The organism is Sinorhizobium sp. P24N7 (genome assembly GCF_042436655.1).
Classification (GTDB): Bacteria; Pseudomonadota; Alphaproteobacteria; order Rhizobiales; family Rhizobiaceae; genus Sinorhizobium; species Sinorhizobium meliloti_A.
Map to the genome: position 1 here is coordinate 471492 of NZ_JBHMIW010000002.1, position 17553 is coordinate 489044.

The following is a 17553-nucleotide window of genomic DNA, read 5'->3' on the forward strand; positions in this document are numbered from 1 at the left end:
ATGCGCATCGTGGTCGACCAGGATCTGTGCGGAACCACTGGGCAGTGCGCGCTGACGCTGCCGGTCGCCTTTCGCCAGCGCGAAGCGGATGGCGTGGCCGAAGTGTGCGTGGCGACGGTCCCGCAGGCGCTGCACGCCGCGGTGCGGCTCGCGGCCAGCCAGTGCCCGGTCGCCGCCATTCGGGTCATCGAAAGCGACGCTGGCGATGACGAGCGCGCCAGCGCCGACCCTGCGCGTTCTCAGGCAGAGGCCGAGCGGCATGCCGCGAAAGACCAACGCAATCCAGGAGGACACGATGGGACGGTTTGAAGGCAAGGTGGCCGTGGTGACCGGCGCCGGCGCCGGCATCGGCAGGGCATGCGCCCTCGCCCTCGCGCGCGAGGGCGGCAGAGTGGTGGTGGCCGACATTGATGGCTCGGCGGCCATCGCCTGCACCGCGCAGATCGCGACCGAAGCGGGCCATGCGCTGGCCCTGGCCATGGACATCGCCGATGCGCAGGCGGTGGCAGCGCTGTTCGAGACGGCGGAGCGGCACTTCGGTGGGGTCGACCTGCTGGTGAACAACGCGAGCGCCATGCATCTGACCCCGCGCGACCGCGCGATCCTCGACATGGACCTGGCGGTTTGGGATCAGACCATGGCGACCAATCTGCGCGGCACGCTGCTCTGCTGTCGGCAGGCCATCCCACGGATGATCGCCCGCGGCGGTGGCGCGATCGTCAACATGTCGTCGTGCCAGGGGCTCAGCGGTGACACCGCGCAGACGTCCTACGCCGCGTCGAAGGCGGCGATGAACATGCTGTCGGCCTCGCTCGCCACCCAGTACGGTCATGCGCAGATCCGCTGCAACGCGGTTGCGCCGGGTCTCATCATGACCGAGCGTCTCCTCGCCAAGCTCGACGAGTGCATGCAACGGCATCTGCGCCGGCACCAGCTCCTGCCGCGCGTCGGCCACCCCGAGGACGTGGCCTCGCTGGTGGCGTTCCTGCTCTCCGACGATGCTGCGTTCATCACCGGCCAGGTAGTGTGCATCGACGGCGGCATGCTGGCGCATGTGCCGACGTACGCCGACGGTGGCAATAGCCGCGCCGCGCGGTCTGCCGGCGACACCGCCGAAGCGGCCGCTGCGCCAGGGAGGTGATGGACATGCTGCTCAACCCGCTGAACCGTCGGCACCGGCTGCGGTACGACATCCCGGTCATGTCCGGCGCCTTCCCCGTGGTCGGGCATCTTCCCGCCATCGTTTGTGACCTGCCGCGCCTGCTGCGGCGCGCGGAACGGACGCTGGGCAGCCACTTCTGGCTGGACTTCGGCCCTGCCGGACACCTGATGACCTGCCTGGATCCGGATGTCTTCGCATTGCTCCGGCACAAGGACGTGTCCTCGGCGCTGATCGCAGAGATCGCGCCCGAAATCCTTGGCGGAACGTTGGTCACTTTGAACGGTAGCGCGCACCGGCAGGCGCGCGATGGGATCAAGGCGGCGTTCCTGCCCAGGGGGCTGACCGAGGCCGGCATTGGCGAGCTGTTCGCGCCCGTCATCCGGGCCCGGGTGCAGGCGTGGCGCGACCGCGGTGAAGTAACTATCCTGCCCGAAACCGGCGACCTGATGCTCAAGCTCACCTTCAGTCTCATGGGCATCCCCGCCCAAGACCTGCCGGAGTGGCATCGCAAGTACCGGCAACTGCTGCAGTTGATCGTCGCGCCACCGGTCGACCTGCCCGGAACGCCGTTGCGGCGCGGCCGCGCCGCCCGCGACTGGATCGACGCGCAGTCGCGCCAGTTCATCCGCGACGCGCGCGCGCATGCCGCGCGCACCGGGTTGATCAACGACATGGTGAGCGCCTTCGATCGCAGCGACGATGCGCTCTCCGATGACGTCCTGGTCGCCAACATCCGCTTGCTGCTGCTTGCCGGTCACGAGACCACCGCCTCGACGATGGCCTGGATGGTGATCGAACTGGCGCGGCAGCCTGAGCTGTGGGATGCCCTGGTCGAGGAGGCGCAACGCGTGGGCGCAGTGCCGACCCGGCACGCGGACCTGGCGCAGTATCCGGTCGCAGAGGCTCTGTTCCGCGAGACGCTGCGCATGCATCCGGCGTCCTCGCTCGTACCGCGTCGCGCGACGCAGGAATTACAACTCGGCCAGCGGCGCATTCCCGCGGGCACAAGTCTATGCATCCCGCTGCTGCATTTCTCGACCTCGGCGCTGCTGCACGAGGCGCCTGATCAGTTCCGCCTGGCGCGATGGCTGCAACGCATGGGGCCGATCGGGCCGGTGGACATGCTGCAGTTCGGCAGCGGCCCACACGTCTGCATCGGCTACCACCTGGTATGGCTGGAACTGGTGCAGTTCAGCATCGCCTTGGCGCTGACCATGCACAAGGCCGGGGTGCGGCCGCGGTTGCTGAGCGACGCCGAAAAAGGCCGGCGCTATTACCCGACAGCACAACCCTCCATGAAAATCCGCATCGGATTCTCATGAGCTGGCATCGCATGCCCCGTGTGGCGAGGCAGCGGCGCCGGCGACGCGCGGCATTGCTGCACTCGGCGCGCGCTCGGTGCGACGCCGGCAACACCGCGGCGGCTCGCCGCTCGCCGTGGGCGCGTCCTGTCAGGTACAAGGACATGAACAACATGCAGACCGATTCCACGCTACACGACGACCGAACTGGCGTTTCCCCGGTTCGCGGATTGGGCGCGCAGGCGAGCGGTGCATCCGGCCGGCTGCTGCCGGAGATCTGGATGCAGGACGGCGCAAAGCGGGTCAAACAGGCGCTGGCGCGTCTTCTTTGCGCCGGAGACGACGGTGAGACCGAACTGATGGCGGCGATGCGCTACGCCACCTTGATTGGCGGGAAGCGCACCCGCGCCTTGCTCTGTATGGCTGCCGGCGCACTGGCTGATATGCCGGCGCACACGCTCGACGACGTCGGGGGCGCCATCGAGATGATTCACGCCTGTACCCTGGTCCACGACGACCTGCCCGCGATGGACGACGACGTGCTTCGCCGCGGCCTTCCGACCGTGCACGTCAAGTTAGGCGAAGCCACTGCGATCCTGGTCGGCGATGCGCTGCAGGCACACGCCTTCCTGACACTGGCGAGCCTGGATGCTCCGAGCGCCAACCGTATCGCGCTTGTGCGCGAACTGGCGCAGGCGGTATCCGCTGAGGGTGCCGCAGGCGGCCAGGCCTTGGATCTGTCGCTGGTTGGAAAGCACGTCGAGCTGGACAGGATCGTGGCGATGCACCGGATGAAGACGGGAGCGCTAGTGCGCGCGTCCGTTCGCATGGGCGCGCTATGCACCATCACGGAGGATGCCGCACACGCTGCGCTGTACGAGCGCTCCATCGCTACGGCACCTGTTTCGGTCTGGCGTTGCAGGTGGTCGACGACATTCTCGACGCGACAGCGGATCAAGCGACGCTGGGCAAGACCCCCGGCAAGGACGCGGCGGCGCAGAAGCCGACCTGCGCGTCGATCATGGGGCTGCAGGCAGCGCGCCAGTTCGCGCTGGATTTGTTGCGCGACGCCGGGGAGGCCATCGCCCCGCTGGGGCCGCGTGCGGAACGGTTGGCGCAGATGCTGCAGCGGGCCAACGCGTATCTGTTCAAGCACGCGCCATGCGCATGAGCGCGCCCGTCCGCATGGAGTCGCCCCTGTGCCGCTGCGATTGGCCGGCGGCAGCGGTGCATGCTGCACTGTGTCCGAGTCCGCGGCGCCGATCGCAGCGGTTGCCCAGCACGGCCGCGGTGCACGCGGCGCGCTGCGCGCAAGCCTGTGCGGCGGACCGGCGCCAGCATCGGGATGCGTCGCCGCGCCGCGCCTGCGGCGACGTGCGCGGCGTCTGCCCGATCCTGGTTCTCGTCAACCGTCTGCAGAAGGAACATCCCGCGTGAACGCGCTGTCCGAACAGATCCTTTCCGAATTGCGCCACCTGCTGAGCGAGATGAGCGATGGCGGCAGCGTCGGTCCGTCCGTCTACGACACGGCACGAGCTCTGCAGTTCCACGGCAACGTCACCAGCCGGCAGGACGCATACGCGTGGCTCATCGCGCAGCAACAGGCCGATGGCGGATGGGGAAGCGCGGACTTCCCGCTGTTCCGCCATGCGCCCACGTGGGCGGCGTTGCTGGCATTGCAGCGTGCCGATCCTCTTCCCGGCGCTGCCGACGCAGTCCAGGCTGCAACCCGGTTTCTCGAGCGCCAGCCCGATCCCTACGCGCATGCGGTGCCGGAAGACGCGCCGATCGGCGCGGAGCTGATCCTGCCGCAGTTGTGCGGCGAGGTCGCATCCTTGCTGGGCGGCGCGGCGTTTCCGCGCCACCCGGCGTTGTTGCCGTTGCGGCAAGCGTGCCTGGTCAAGCTGGGGGCGGTGGCGACGTTGCCGAGCGGCCATCCGTGGCTGCACTCCTTTGAAGCCTGGGGGACGTCGCCGACCACCGCATGCCCGGATGACGACGGCAGCATCGGCATCAGTCCGGCGGCCACCGCCGCGTGGCGTGCGCACGCCGTGACACAGGGGAGCACGCCGCAGGTCGGGCGCGCCGACGCGTATCTGCAGGCGGCATCGCGGGCGACGCGCAGCGGCATCGAAGGTGTCGTTCCCAACGTCTGGCCGATCAATGTGTTCGAGCCATGCTGGTCGCTGTACACCCTGCACCTGGCCGGGCTGTTCGCACATCCGGCGCTCGCCGAGGCGGTGCGCGTGATCGTCGCGCAGCTCGACGCCCGCCTGGGCGTGCGCGGTCTGGGCCCGGCCTTGCACTTCGCGGCCGATGCGGACGACACCGCCGTTGCGTTGTGCGTCCTGCGCCTTGCAGGCCGCGACCCGGTGGTCGATGCGTTGCGCCATTTCGAAATCGGCGAGCTGTTCGTCACCTTCCCCGGCGAGCGCAATGCCTCGGTGTCGACCAACATCCATGCCCTGCATGCGTTGCGACTGTTGGGAAAGCCCGCCGTCGGCACCAGCGCCTACGTTGAGGCCAATCGCAACCCGCACGGTCTATGGGACAACGAAAAATGGCACGTTTCGTGGCTGTATCCCACCGCGCATGCGGTCGCTGCGCTGGCGCAAGGCGAGCCCCAGTGGCGCGACGAGCGCGCGCTGGCGGCACTGCTGCAGGCGCAGCGCGACGACGGCGGCTGGGGCGCCGGTCGCGCGTCCACATTCGAGGAAACCGCCTATGCGATGTTCGCGTTGCACGTGATGGACGGGAGCGAAGAGCCGACAGGGCGCGGGCGCATCGCGCAGGCGGTGGCGCGTGCGCTGGAGTGGATGCTCGCCCGCCATGCGGCGCATGCATTGCCGCAGACGCCACTGTGGATCGGCAAGGAACTGTATTGCCCCACCCGGGTCGTGCGCGTGGCCGAACTCGCCGGGTTGTGGCTGGCGCTTCGTTGGGGGCGGCGCGTCCTCGCCGAGGGAGCAGGAGCGGCGCCATGATCCAGACCGAACGCGCGCTGCAGCAGGTGCTGGAGTGGGGGCGTTCCCTGACCGGGTTCGCCGACGAGCATGCCTTGGAAGCGGTCAGGGGCGGCCAGTACATCCTGCAGCGCATCCACCCGAGCCTGCGCGACACCAGTGCCCGCACCGGCCGCGATCCGCAGGACGAAACGCTGATCGTGGCGTTCTATCGCGAACTGGCGCTGCTGTTCTGGCTCGACGATTGCAACGACCTTGGCCTGATCGCGCCGGCGCAGCTCGCCGCGGTGGAGCAGGCGCTGGGGCAGGGCGTTCCGTGCGCGCTCCCTGGATTCGAGGGCTGCGCTGTGCTACGCGCTTCGCTGGCCGCGCTCGCCTACGATCGTCGCGACTATGCTCAGCTTCTCGACGATACCCGGTGCTACTGCGCGGCGCTGCGCGCCGGACACGCGCAGGCGGCAGGGGCGAAACGCTGGTCCTACGCCGAGTACCTGCACAACGGCATCGATTCGATCGCCTACACGAACGTGTTCTGTTGCCTGTCGTTGCTGTGGGGGCTGGACATGGCGACCTTGCGCGCGCGTCCGGCGTTTCGCCAGGTCCTGCGGCTCATCTCCGCGATAGGGCGCCTGCAGAACGATCTGCATGGACGCGACAAGGACAGGTCGGCCGGCGAGGCCGACAACGCGGCGATCCTGCTGCTGCAGCGCTATCCGGCTATGCCTGTGGTAGAGTTCCTCAACGACGAACTGGCCGGCCATACGCGCATGCTGCACCGGGTGATGGCGGAAGAACGCTTTCCCGCGCCGTGGGGGCGGTTGATCGAGGTCATAGCGGCCATCCGCGCGCAGTACTACCAGACCTCGACCAGCCGCTACCGCAGCGACGCTGCGGGGGGAGGCCAGCGTGCGCCGGCCTGAACGCGCGGGAGGCGGCGGCGTGCGCGCGCTGCCGTCGGTCCGATCCGTCGCAACACCGTCGCCCGATGCGACGGATGGAGCGAGCATGGGCGACACCGCCCTGAGCCGGCGCAAGGACGACCATCTGGACATCGTGCTGGGTCGGCGAACGGCGCCGGCCACGGTCGCCGCCGGCTGGGAGGACATCCGTTTCGAACACTGCGCATTGCCCGAGTTGGACCTGACGCAGATCGACCTCAGCGCCTCGCTGCTGGGCAAGACCATGCGCGCGCCGCTGCTGATCAGCTCCATGACCGGCGGCATGCCACGCGCCGAGGCCATCAACCGGCATCTAAGCGAGGCAGCGCAAGACTTGGGGATCGCCATCTGCGTCGGTTCGCAGCGCGTGAGCCTGCAATCCCGCAACTCCCAGGGCCTGACGCGCGCGTTGCGCCGCCTGGCCCCAGACATTCCCTTGCTGGCCAATATCGGCGCCGCGCAACTGCGCGAGGCCGACGGCCTGGAACTGGCGCGTCGGGCGGTGGATGCGCTGGAGGCCGATGGACTCATCGTCCATCTCAATCCGCTGCAGGAAGCGGTACAGCCGGAAGGCGACCGCGACTGGCGCGGCGTCCTGGCGCAGATCGCTCGCGCCGCGCGCAGCGTAGGCGTGCCGATCGTGGCCAAGGAAGTGGGCTCGGGCCTGTCCGCCTCGGTGGCCTGTGCGCTCGTCGAGGCGGGCGTGGCGATGATTGATGTCGCCGGCGCCGGCGGCACCAGTTGGGCCGCAGTGGAGGGCGAGCGCGCCCGCGATGCCGCCGACCGTGCAGTGGCGATGGCGTTCGCCGATTGGGGGATCCCGACCCCCGGCCAGCGTGCAGGCGGTACGTCGGGCGCTGCCAACGGTGAAGCTGATCGCGTCGGGCGGGATCCGCGACGGCGTCGACGTGGCCAAGGCCATCCGCCTGGGCGCGGACATTGCCGGGCAGGCGGCCGGCGTGCTCAGCGCGGCTACGGTATCCACCGAAGCGGTTGTCGCGCATTTCGAGATCGTCATCCGCCAGTTGGCCGTCGCCTGCTTCTGCACCGGCTCGGCTGATCTGGCGGCATTGCGTCAGGCGCGCTTGTTGCCCTCGGCGCATCTGCCCGCCGGTTGATGCAGCAGTCTTACTGGTCAGAAAGTCGCGGATGCAGGGGGATTCGCGCTGGTCGCAGATTTGTTAGGGTGCTGCGTCGTGATCAGGGAGGCGCCCCGCCATGCCCGATTGGACAGCCGAGAGTGAAGCCGCATTCGACGCCTATGTCGATGCTTTGATCGGGGTGATCGGTCACGCCGACCGAGCTGAGCCCCTGAAGGAGTCGGCACAAGGTGCGCCGGGAGACCGGCAAGGAGTAGATGATACAAATCCTTTGCAATGAAGGAGTAGCGATCCACATTGACCCTGAGTCATGCGCGGCCGGTCGTGAGGAGACCGGTAACTTCTCTGGGGTCAAACACGGGTTGTTAGGCTCGAGCCGTCCACCGCCATCGTTTTGAGACAAAGCGATGGCGGTGGAATGGACGGTTACAATCGAGGGCCGGAACGAATTTGGCGACACATGCCGGAAGGAGGTCCGCATAGACAAGAGCTGGAAGAGCCTGTTCGACGGCGACATCGGCTTGTCGATCGGCGATCGCAAGAAGATCATGGCAGCACTGCAGAACGCGGTCGTGGCCGCCCGAAGTCTCCAATGCCGGCGAGACCTGCGGCGCGCTCGAGGGGGTCGTCTATATCGTCGACCATGAGGAACCCTATAAGAGCGGTGGCGCAAACTGTGTGTTGATAATCGCTTCGACCAACGTGACGCCATTGGGCGTCAGCGTTACCACATCGCGTTCAATGACAATCAGCGACTTTTCCACTAGTTCGCTCAACGTGGAATTGATGATCTCGTTGTCAAAAAAGCTTCTTCCCTCAAAGCGCTGCCTGAATACGGCATCATCGACCGGAATGAGCGTCGAGAGCGCCATTTTAAATGCACTGCTTTCCCTGTGAACTGGCGTCATGCCACGGCTTTCCTGGATCGGGAGACGATCTTCACGCACAGCGTCCCTGTAAGCTCTATAACCGGTGATATTGATCGCTTCAGCTTTCGTGCATTTCGAACTACCGCCGAGGCCGACCGCTACCTCGGGAAACTGTTTATCCAGGTCGGCAACCAGGCCCTTCCATTTTTCCGGTTGATGATCGTGTCGATAAAAATACATGGTAGGGTGTTCACGATAGGCGCTCTCCAAATACTTTTCGATTAGCTCGCGCATTTGATATTGCTTTCCCAAGCCGGGAAAGCCCGTGTTATTGGCATCAATCAGCCCTGTTTTCTGCCACACACTTCGACGCTCCCCGGAGATGCCAGTACGGCTTTTCATGAACTCTTCCAGATGCAGCTTGGTGCAGACGACATGGGAAAGTTCGAGTTCGCGCGTTTTCTCCATGTCGTACTTCACATCGTCTACGCTTTGTCCCAGCATGCCGTAGATGAGATCGACACTGACCCAGTCAATACCAAGTTCCCGCGCGTTGTATACAGTCTCAAAACATTCCTTCGCGGAATGCATACGTCCACAAGCAGAAATAATTCGATCATCGAAAGATTGGGCGCCAAAACTTACTTTGGTGAAACCAAGCTCTTGCAAAAGCGACAGGTACGATTTTGTCAGAGTTCCAGGTTCCCCTTCGAATCGCATCGTGGCAGTAGAGAGATTGAAATTGGCCTTGTAAAACGCCATCAATCTGCGCAATTCCGATTCGGGCAGCAGCGAGGGGGTGCCACCAAAAATATTGAACTCCCCAACTTCAACCTTGGCAAGGCCCGGCACCTTCCCCAGCCACAGTGTGGCTTCTTTAATATTCAGATCCACCAACTCCTTCATGACTGCCTGCGAAGACGCTGAATGAGGATTGAGAATGACCGTCGGAAACTGGCAAAAATGGCAGCGGTAGCGGCAGCTGGGTATGTATGCCCACAAATGGATTTGCTGCGCTCTTGTAATTTCGTCATCCATGTCTGTAAAAAAAGATGACAGTGGATAGTTGTCGATATCTCCCGGGAATACGTGACAGCCAAACGGATCCTTGTGGACGTAGTTCAGAAAAGCGTTGTTTTCCGATCTGGAAAGAAATTCATAGACTGAAGGCACTGGATAACTAGGGTCCAGATCGCGCAAAGACGCCATTGCTTCATTCATTTAGAATACCCCTCCGTTCGCAAAATAATTGTGTGCTTCGCCAGATTCACGATCTTCACAGAAGTACCAAACAAAGCGCTTGAAGTCCTCGGGGCGGACGCTGTCAAAACACGGAGGTAATGGGGGAGGAAAACCGATGTCATCGCCGACTGTACGCCGCAATGCGGCAAATATCTCGTCACGAAACTCAAAATATAAACGATAGGAAGGAGTCTTGTAAGCATGAATGGCCCTGAAATCGATAATGCGCATCTCGCTTTTGATTTCTTGAATGCGCTGATGCAGTCTGTCGGCCACCAGTTCGGTGAAGAAGTTCCTGACTTCCACTCTGTGTATCAAAATTTGTGGATTCAATAATGCGGGCAAGATAATATTTTTAGGGACGTAATCCTTTATCGAGTAAAACCAGGCTTGTTTAGATTGATCGCCTGTCGTGTCAGGCAAGGATTTCTTCTGCGACACGCAGTCGGGACGCACATCCTTCATGATAATGATGCCGTCCCGGCCGTAGGCCGCCCCCGTGATCACCTCATCAAGGATTGTATCAACGCGTCGACTATTGATCTGTACACAAGACTCTTCTGCGTAAACGGGCTTTCCGCCATGGGCGATCACTTTAATACCAAAATCCCAGTCGTCGGATAAATGTTCAACGAAGCGACCATTGTTCAACTGGTAGAAAATTTCGATACCGCCGACTTTATCATAGAAGTCCCGCTCTACGGCAAATCCTTTACCATCAGGAAAGCCACCAAATAATTGAAACGAGAAATCGCGGCAGCGTAATGTCTTCTGTATTTCCCTGAAGAGATTGGGTCGATGATGAAAAGACGTTTCATCATAGTAGTATTTACAGGTTCCCAAGTCCCCATCTTCCTTCATCATTTTATCGATGAGGTGATGGAGCCAATAGGGACTGACAGTGCAGTCAGCGTCGGCAGAAACAATATAGTGCTTATTTGTCTTTCCTAATCGGTTATCCCTAACTTTTGCTCTCATGGCGGCGTAATCCATGCCACGCTTTCTGGCGGATGAAACACCCTGAACCGTTTCGTCAATAATATAAATGTCTATAGAAGAATGTTTTACTTTGAAGGCATTGATCTGGGCGACAGAATTGTCCGTAGAGTTGTTATCTACAACTATGACTTCATAACTGTCGTTGGTAATCAGTTCATCTTGCGTGTGCTGACAATAAAGTGACTCAAGGACTTCGTTAATACGCTCACCTTCGTTAAAAACCGGGAGCACAACTGATACAAAAGTGGTGTCACGCATAGTTTAATCGCGATCACTCAGGTTCAACACGTCAAAGACGTTGTTGGAAAGGACCTGTTTTCCCCTTTTAAAATTCCTCTCAGCGACGGCTCTCTTCAATTTATTGTTTGTAAGAAGAAGAAATACCTCATCGATAAATCGTTTGCCGGGTAGCCCGTCATTGGTGCTGGAGATTTCCAATACGGGAGCCTCAAATCCATACCGACCATACACCTCGTCATAATATTGATAGCTAGTGGTGATATAGCAGCGTTTTTGGCTAATTGCCTCACCAATGGGGTTGCCATAACTGTCGTAGTCGTAGGAGGTGAGAAATGACACTAAATCGCACGAGTAATACAAGTCCTCTATCGTGAACGCATTAGCTTTAGCAGGCATTAGGTCATGGTACAAAAGCCCAGTAAAATTAACGTACTTTGATATACCCAGCCTTTCTGCTAGCCGGTCAAGCTCCAGGAAATGTGGATAATTTTCATTTTTATCTCCGGCAACCACGAGAATCGCGGAGGTGCTTTCACCACTTTCGCGGAGGCGTCGATTTAATTGATCGACCAACACGATATCCCGGTCTATTCGTTTTTGAGGTATCAGGCGCGTTGTTCTTGCGATCAGAATATCATCTTTTCTAATATCTAATCGCGCTCTGATGTCTCTACCGAGAGACCGCTCCGAAAAATCATAGGTATTTTTCCGGACTTTAACCTCCACTTCAAAGTTGCACCAAGCTTCCAGTTCATTTCGTAGTTTTTCGTTCAAAGTAACATAGGTGATGTATCGCGATTTTGCTGGTTTAATCGCATGGCGATACGGTGGAGCGCCATATTTCATGACTTTTTTTTCACTACTCCACATCAGGTCGTGGTCGCGCCAGATCACGAAGCTACCCAGATTCCGCGACTGTCCGTACTGTTCAATTGCTAGGCGAAGTGCTCGGGAATACACGATATTTTCCGGCAGCGTGCCGTTTTCAATGATAACTTTGCTGACGTTCAAGCGTTTCCATAAGGCCACGATTTTAACCGCTACTCCCGCGGCAACCTGGTCCACTGATGTGAGTATTGCAGCCTTCGCATCGTGTGAGACGCTGAGCGTCTGGCTGAACAAAACGCTATTAACGTTCTTTATAAATCGCGCGTTATAGTTAGGGATAGTGGTGATATCATCTACGCGCACGAGCTCAAAATAATTGCGGTAGAGATATGCCTCGCACGTATACGGTTTTCCGAAGTTGCCCTTACTTACGTTTATATCGTAACCCAGGTCTAGGTAACATCGGAATCCGTTTTGTCTGAGTTTCTTTGCGACCTTCATTGCTTCAACAGTGATGCCTGACACGGACACAGCATCGAATGAAAGTAACCGGCCGATTGCTACCGCGGAGATTTTGCTTTGATGCGGGCGATAAGTTCTTCGTCGTCGACAAAGCTGTTGAGGAAGTCGTTCCACTCCTGAGTTGAGCGGCGAGCATAGGAGAGCATCTGCTCCAACTCCTCCATGCCGTCGTCTGTCAGGGCGGTGATGGATCCGTCCTCACCGTTATAGACGCTGATGATACTGCCGTAGGTCAGGTTGTCATCATTGCTGACGATCGCCTGGAGAAGCTCCGGATCCTCGCCAAGAATTTCGGCAACATATTTGATGGTGCGGACATAAGTGACTGTTGCCATCAGGCCGCCTCGGCGCAGATGACGGCAACAGGTGACCAATTCCAGGGGAGCAGTTCGTCGAGGCGATTGATCTTATGATCGTGGATACGATCGAGCACATCGGCCAGATAGGCCTGCGGATCGAGGCCATTCATCTTGGCCGTTTCGATGATCGTCATGGCACGCGCCAGTGTCTCCGCACCGGTGTCTGCGCCGGCAAAGAGCCAATTTTTCCTTCCAATTCCAACCGGGCGCAGGGCTCGCTCAGCAGCATTGTTGTCAATCGCGACACGGCCGTCTTCCAGGAACAGGCAGAATGATGGCCACCGACTCAGGCCATAGCGGAAAGCTTGCGCCAGATCGCCCTTGCCCGGAATGCGGGTCAACTGCGCCTCGGCCCAGACGCGCAAGGCTTCGACTTTTGCCTTGCTGTGCTTTTGACGCGCGGCGAGGCGGATATCGGCAGGCTGACCCACAATCTCACGTTCGATGTCGTAAAGCGCGCCGATACGGTCGAGAGCCTCGCGTGCGATCTCGGATTTGTTCGAGGTCCAGATATCGTGGAAGTCGCGTCGCCAGTGTGCCCAGCAGGCCGCCTCACGGAAGCGGGATGTCCCATCCCCTCCAGGGTCATACAGCTTGCCGTAGCCTTTGTAGCCATCAGCCTGAAGGATGCCGCTTGTCTGTTTGAGGTGACGGTGGACGTGCTCTTCCTTCCAGTCGGGGGCGAAGTAATAGACCGCACCCGGTGGAGCCACACCCGCCCAGGGACGCTGATCGCGGACATAGGCCCAGATCCTGCCTTTCTTCACGCCTTTGCCCAGCCCCTTATCCCGCAGCGAACGATCGAGCACCCGGATCGGGGTGTCGTCGGCATGAAGAAGGTCACTGCCCATGATCGCCGCCTCGATCCGCTCGATCAAAGGCTGAAGCACCCGCATGGCGCGACCGCACCAATCGACCAGCGTGCTGTCGGGAATGTCGGCGCCCATGCGGGCGAAGATCTCGTTCAGGCGATAGAGGGGCAGATGGTCGTCGAACTTCGAGACCAGGATGTAAGCCAGAAGCCCGGCACCTGCCATGCTGCCCGGTATCGGGCGGCTTGGCGCCGGCAACTGCACCATCTTCTCGCAGCAACGGCAGGACTTCTTCAATCGGGCGACCTCGATGACCTTCATCTGCGCCGCGATCATGTCGAGGATTTCGCTGGCGTCTTCACCCACCAGGCGCAGTTCTCCCCCGCAATCGGGGCAGACTTTGCCGGGATCGATTTCCCTGCGCTCGCGCACGGCCTTTTCTGATACGCGTGGACGCCTGCGGATCACCTTCTCCCTGGAAGGATCTGTGGACGCCTCCGGGACGATCTCATCGTCCTCGTCTATTGGTTTGGTGCTGTTCTCCGACGCTGCGATCAACAAATCCTCCAGCGCCAGTTCCAATTGCTGGATTTCGCGCTCGATCTTTTCGGAGGATTTGCCGAAGGCCTGTTTCCTTAGCCTGGCGATGCGCAGCCGCAGGTCCTGGATCAATTCGTCGTGCGCCCGTAACGTCGCCGACATCTTCGCATTTTCCGCCTGCAAGGCAGTGATCATCGCCTTCAGGAAGGCGGGATCATCGGGAAGATTTTGGCTCGCGTTCGACATGAGCCTGACTATCAAAAATCAGGACGAATTGCCATAAAAACAATAAGATTCAGAGAGATAAAAATCAGCCGACACGTGCCGGTGGTGCGCCCCAGTTTGGACGCCGCCAATCGATCCCTTCCCATAACATCGCCATCTGCGCCGACGTCAGCCGGGCTATCCCGTCGGCCGCCGAAGGCCACGGGAACCGTCCCTTTTGCAGAATTTTGTAATACAGGCAGAAGCCCTGCCCATCAAAATAAAGGAGCTTCAAACGATCACCACGTCTGCCTCGAAAGGCGAAGACCGCGCCCCCGGTCGGCTTCTGGCGCAACACGTCCTGCGCCAGCGAAGCCAGGCCCTCTATTCCTTTGCGCATGTCCGTAACCCCGCAAGCCAGGTACACGCGCACGCCAGTCCCTGGTCCGATCATGCCGCTTCCACCGCCCGGATAAGCCGCGTCAGGACGCTGGCGTTCACGCCGCTGTCGAAGCAAAGGCTGCGACCGCGGGGCAATCGCAACTCGATCATCCCAGATCGGTCCTGTTGATCGCCATGTTGCTCGGTCTGCGCGGCACTCATGTCGACGGGAATAAACACCGCATTGGTGGATGGCGACAACAATCCCTTCTTCTTCAGCTCGCTGCGCCAGGTGTAAATCTGCTGCCGCGTCACGTGGTGCCGATGAGCCACCTCCGTCACCGTAGCTCCCGAAACCCCAACCGACATGACGATCTCGCGCTTTTCTTCGTCGCGCCATCGCCGCCGCCGTTCCTGCCCAAGAATTTCCACGCGCATCGTAACACTCGCCTAAGACACGTCCCTAACGACGTCGTTAAACACGTGTCTTAGGCCATCAAGTCCCAATCCGGCAGGCGGTCACAATCGGGCGGTTACGAATGAAATAAACATCGCGGCTTTACAACCAGCGACGATCATGATGATTGAGGCCCAGCTACGGTCAGTCTGCCGCCGCTCAACCGCTGCACGAGGCCGCTGATCCGGTCGGCCGGCGACCTGACTTCGTTGAGATAGCCGTCCCCCGCAGTTCGCGCGGTCGCCGTGCCGGTGTGACGGAAACTCAGACAGATCCCCTCGTACGCCCGGTTGATCCATAGATATGTCCCGTGCGGATCGGCCGAGCCAAGGATCGCCCCGGTGAACCCGACCGGATCGAGTTCGCGCGACCGTTCGAACCCGAGCCACGCCGGCTGGCGATCCCCGAGATAGCCGGGGGATTTCTCCTGAACATGGGATGCGCGGCGCGGGTCGGGCCACCAGCGGGCTGGGTCGGGCACGCGGACCTGCCGCGTCGTCAGCCGGTCCGGCCGCAGGTCGAGGTCGCCCAGCTCCCTGATCTCCATAAGCGGTCCTTTCTGCCAATGGGACGTGGTAATTCCATTGATCGCGATGTAACCCACGACACGAGTATCGCGTCGGCAGCTTCTGGCGTCTCGCGACATGGAGTTTCAAAATTCGTGCCAACTGTGCAGAGAAAGCTCAGAAACGATTTCCGCATATTAAGTATGCGCGCGACAGGAAGCCCGCCGAACACTAGCCCGTCGCGGACTCCACAAACCCGACAATGGGTGCTCTAAGACAGAGTCTGCGCTGCGAAAGTCGCATTATATCTCGTCCGGAACATGCGCCGGTTGCTAGCGCATGGAGCCGCGGCAGCTCGGCACAAGGCGGGTGGCCAACCGTCGAAAACCCCGATCAGTGACGACGTGCGCGAGTGCTACGCCGGTTTCGGTCCGACCCTGACCGCCAACTCTCGATCCCGTTCGCTTCCTGCAGGCGACGTATCCAAGAGCCGCCCAGTTTCGACCTTCATCGGGAGAAGCAGAGGCGCTGCTTGCGGCCGCCCGCTTCGCCGTTCGTCGGACAAACTCGACCATCTCATTGAGCATATGGAGCTGGCGATTGCCGATCGGGAGGAGAGGGAGGCCTAGGAGGACAGTGGCAATAACCGCTTTGGTTCTGCCGGTGCTGAGGGCGCAATGGGGCCTGAGCTCGGTCGAGATCGTATTCTCGGCACGCAACCTTCGCGCCCGGTTGTTGGTGCGGAGCCGAGGCCGTGATTATCGCGCCCTTTTTCAGCGAGTTCGCAAGCGGTAGTTCGCAGTGGGAACCATGCCCACTCTCAACCAGGGAGCTTGTGTCTCCGTTTGCCTCCATTCCGAAGCTCGTTGATCCTGCTGGCGGCCGTCACCAACCGAGGTAAATCTAAAGCGATCCCCCAGTAACAGCATCCGACAGCTTCTGTCGGTTTTGTCGGATCAGCGACACAGACTTGTTTAGCCAATCTCTTGTCTCGGCTTTGAGTAAATAGCTGAAAAACAAACAAAAGACCTTTCCTTGAGCTCGGTCAACCAAACTGGCACGAGTCTTGAAACCTTCATTTCGAGGCGGCGCGAGCTGCCGACCGCCATTGAGATGGATGGAACGAAGGAAGGAAGGCAACATGTCAGATTTGCGTCAAATCGCATTCTACGGCAAGGGGGGCATCGGCAAGTCCACCACCTCTCAAAATACGCTCGCGGCCCTCGTCGATCTCGGGCAGAAGATCCTCATCGTGGGTTGTGACCCCAAAGCCGACTCCACCCGGCTGATCCTGAACTCGAAGGCGCAAGACACGGTTCTGCATCTCGCGGCCGAGGAGGGTTCGGTGGAAGACCTCGAACTCGAGGACGTGCTCAAGGTCGGCTACAGAGGCATCAAGTGCGTGGAGTCCGGCGGCCCCGAGCCCGGTGTCGGTTGCGCCGGCCGTGGCGTCATCACTTCTATCAATTTTCTTGAGGAGAACGGCGCCTATGACGATGTCGACTACGTCTCCTACGACGTGCTCGGCGACGTGGTCTGCGGCGGCTTCGCGATGCCGATACGCGAGAACAAGGCCCAGGAAATCTACATCGTGATGTCCGGCGAGATGATGGCGCTTTATGCCGCCAACAATATCGCCAAGGGTATCCTGAAATATGCCCATTCCGGCGGCGTGCGGCTCGGCGGTCTGATTTGCAACGAGCGCCAGACCGACCGCGAGCTCGACCTCTCCGAGGCGCTGGCTGCCAAGCTCAATTCCAAGCTCATTCACTTCGTGCCGCGCGACAACATCGTCCAGCACGCCGAGCTCAGGAAGATGACGGTGATCCAGTATGCGCCGGACTCCAAGCAGGCCGGGGAATATCGCGCCTTGGCCGAGAAGATCCATGCCAATTCGGGCCAGGGCACCGTCCCGACCCCAATCACCATGGAGGAGTTGGAAGACATGCTGCTCGACTTCGGCATCATGAAGACCGACGAGCAGATGCTTGCCGAACTCCAGGCCAAGGAAGGCAAGCTGGCGGTTGCCCACTAGGCGCCCTCCCCCGCCGCCAGCAGGGGGCGCGCCGGCCATGAGCTGGCGCGCCCTTTCCAAGAACGCGCCTCGTCCGCGAGGCGTCTCCGAACCTT

General features: G+C 60.8%; 15 protein-coding genes and 2 pseudogenes. 9 read left to right on the forward strand and 8 right to left on the reverse strand.

The window, feature by feature from the left end; translation table 11 throughout:
- The 8 genes and pseudogenes from ACFHWW_RS04930 to ACFHWW_RS04965 all read left to right on the forward strand — a co-directional run bounded on the left by ACFHWW_RS04930 (position 1) and on the right by ACFHWW_RS04965 (position 7744).
- A complete protein-coding gene (locus ACFHWW_RS04930) occupies positions 1 to 309 on the forward strand; it encodes a ferredoxin (protein WP_379937472.1) in 309 nt (102 codons plus the stop codon).
- Positions 296 to 1141, forward strand: coding sequence for an SDR family oxidoreductase (locus ACFHWW_RS04935; RefSeq protein ID WP_379937474.1), 846 nt, complete (start codon positions 296 to 298; stop codon positions 1139 to 1141). The genes ACFHWW_RS04930 and ACFHWW_RS04935 overlap by 14 nt, the downstream gene beginning before the upstream one ends.
- Positions 1141 to 2484 (forward strand): cytochrome P450, encoded by a 1344-nt coding sequence (locus tag ACFHWW_RS04940; protein ID WP_379937475.1) that lies wholly within the window; start codon positions 1141 to 1143, stop codon positions 2482 to 2484. The genes ACFHWW_RS04935 and ACFHWW_RS04940 overlap by 1 nt, the downstream gene beginning before the upstream one ends.
- A 152-nt stretch (positions 2485 to 2636) precedes the next feature.
- Positions 2637 to 3634: pseudogene (locus ACFHWW_RS04945) on the forward strand (polyprenyl synthetase family protein).
- A gap of 262 nt (positions 3635 to 3896) precedes the next feature.
- The gene (locus tag ACFHWW_RS04950) at positions 3897 to 5447 is read left to right on the forward strand and encodes a hypothetical protein (RefSeq protein ID WP_379937476.1); all 1551 of its coding nucleotides are present in this window, start codon (positions 3897 to 3899) and stop codon (positions 5445 to 5447) included.
- Complete coding sequence (locus tag ACFHWW_RS04955) at positions 5444 to 6346, forward strand: terpene synthase family protein (RefSeq protein WP_379937477.1); 903 nt, start codon at positions 5444 to 5446, stop codon at positions 6344 to 6346. The genes ACFHWW_RS04950 and ACFHWW_RS04955 overlap by 4 nt, the downstream gene beginning before the upstream one ends.
- Before the next feature lie 85 nt (positions 6347 to 6431).
- Positions 6432 to 7482 (forward strand): annotated as a pseudogene (gene fni, locus ACFHWW_RS04960) (type 2 isopentenyl-diphosphate Delta-isomerase).
- 100 nt (positions 7483 to 7582) lie between these two features.
- A complete protein-coding gene (locus ACFHWW_RS04965; protein ID WP_379937478.1) occupies positions 7583 to 7744 on the forward strand; it encodes a hypothetical protein in 162 nt (53 codons plus the stop codon).
- A gap of 373 nt (positions 7745 to 8117) precedes the next feature.
- On the opposite strand, the gene ACFHWW_RS04970 is transcribed toward ACFHWW_RS04965, so the two are convergent.
- The 8 genes from ACFHWW_RS04970 to ACFHWW_RS05005 all read right to left on the reverse strand — a co-directional run bounded on the left by ACFHWW_RS04970 (position 8118) and on the right by ACFHWW_RS05005 (position 15521).
- Positions 8118 to 9554 (reverse strand): radical SAM protein, encoded by a 1437-nt coding sequence (locus ACFHWW_RS04970; RefSeq protein ID WP_379937480.1) that lies wholly within the window; start codon positions 9552 to 9554, stop codon positions 8118 to 8120.
- Positions 9555 to 10832: a glycosyltransferase family 2 protein gene (locus tag ACFHWW_RS04975; RefSeq protein WP_379937481.1), complete on the reverse strand. Its 1278-nt coding sequence runs from the start codon at positions 10830 to 10832 to the stop codon at positions 9555 to 9557.
- 3 nt (positions 10833 to 10835) lie between these two features.
- Positions 10836 to 12167, reverse strand: a complete 1332-nt coding sequence (locus ACFHWW_RS04980; protein ID WP_379937482.1) for a hypothetical protein — start codon at positions 12165 to 12167, stop codon at positions 10836 to 10838.
- A 35-nt stretch (positions 12168 to 12202) separates the two neighbouring features.
- Positions 12203 to 12499, reverse strand: coding sequence for a hypothetical protein (locus ACFHWW_RS04985; RefSeq protein WP_379937483.1), 297 nt, complete (start codon positions 12497 to 12499; stop codon positions 12203 to 12205).
- Positions 12499 to 14121 carry an IS66 family transposase gene (gene tnpC, locus ACFHWW_RS04990; RefSeq protein WP_379937484.1) on the reverse strand — a complete coding sequence of 541 codons (1623 nt, stop codon included), beginning with the start codon at positions 14119 to 14121 and terminating at the stop codon, positions 12499 to 12501. Before tnpC ends, ACFHWW_RS04985 begins: the two co-directional genes overlap by 1 nt.
- Before the next feature lie 64 nt (positions 14122 to 14185).
- Positions 14186 to 14533 (reverse strand): IS66 family insertion sequence element accessory protein TnpB, encoded by a 348-nt coding sequence (gene tnpB / locus ACFHWW_RS04995; RefSeq protein ID WP_379937486.1) that lies wholly within the window; start codon positions 14531 to 14533, stop codon positions 14186 to 14188.
- A complete protein-coding gene (tnpA, locus tag ACFHWW_RS05000; protein ID WP_379937487.1) occupies positions 14530 to 14898 on the reverse strand; it encodes an IS66-like element accessory protein TnpA in 369 nt (122 codons plus the stop codon). The genes tnpB and tnpA overlap by 4 nt, the downstream gene beginning before the upstream one ends.
- Positions 14899 to 15035: 137 nt before the next feature.
- On the reverse strand, positions 15036 to 15521 hold the full coding sequence (locus tag ACFHWW_RS05005) for a hypothetical protein (RefSeq protein ID WP_379937488.1): 486 nt from the start codon (positions 15519 to 15521) through the stop codon (positions 15036 to 15038).
- Between the two features lie 1043 nt (positions 15522 to 16564).
- On the opposite strand from ACFHWW_RS05005, the gene nifH reads away from it, so the two are divergent.
- Positions 16565 to 17458, forward strand: a complete 894-nt coding sequence (gene nifH, locus ACFHWW_RS05010; protein ID WP_180941993.1) for a nitrogenase iron protein — start codon at positions 16565 to 16567, stop codon at positions 17456 to 17458.
- The last annotated feature ends 95 nt before the right edge of the window (positions 17459 to 17553 follow it).

Bases quoted from the DNA above. Each gene is read 5' to 3' on its own strand.
- ACFHWW_RS04930 (WP_379937472.1), top strand. From the start codon at position 1: ATGCGCATCGTGGTCGACCAGGATCTGTGCGGAACCACTGGGCAGTGC.
- ACFHWW_RS04935 (WP_379937474.1), top strand. From the start codon at position 296: ATGGGACGGTTTGAAGGCAAGGTGGCCGTGGTGACCGGCGCCGGCGCC.
- ACFHWW_RS04940 (WP_379937475.1), top strand. From the start codon at position 1,141: ATGGACATGCTGCTCAACCCGCTGAACCGTCGGCACCGGCTGCGGTAC.
- ACFHWW_RS04955 (WP_379937477.1), top strand. From the start codon at position 5,444: ATGATCCAGACCGAACGCGCGCTGCAGCAGGTGCTGGAGTGGGGGCGT.
- ACFHWW_RS04965 (WP_379937478.1), top strand. From the start codon at position 7,583: ATGCCCGATTGGACAGCCGAGAGTGAAGCCGCATTCGACGCCTATGTC.
- ACFHWW_RS04970 (WP_379937480.1), bottom strand. From the start codon at position 9,554: ATGAATGAAGCAATGGCGTCTTTGCGCGATCTGGACCCTAGTTATCCA.
- ACFHWW_RS04975 (WP_379937481.1), bottom strand. From the start codon at position 10,832: ATGCGTGACACCACTTTTGTATCAGTTGTGCTCCCGGTTTTTAACGAA.
- ACFHWW_RS04985 (WP_379937483.1), bottom strand. From the start codon at position 12,499: ATGGCAACAGTCACTTATGTCCGCACCATCAAATATGTTGCCGAAATT.
- tnpC (WP_379937484.1), bottom strand. From the start codon at position 14,121: ATGTCGAACGCGAGCCAAAATCTTCCCGATGATCCCGCCTTCCTGAAG.
- tnpB (WP_379937486.1), bottom strand. From the start codon at position 14,533: ATGATCGGACCAGGGACTGGCGTGCGCGTGTACCTGGCTTGCGGGGTT.
- tnpA (WP_379937487.1), bottom strand. From the start codon at position 14,898: ATGCGCGTGGAAATTCTTGGGCAGGAACGGCGGCGGCGATGGCGCGAC.
- nifH (WP_180941993.1), top strand. From the start codon at position 16,565: ATGTCAGATTTGCGTCAAATCGCATTCTACGGCAAGGGGGGCATCGGC.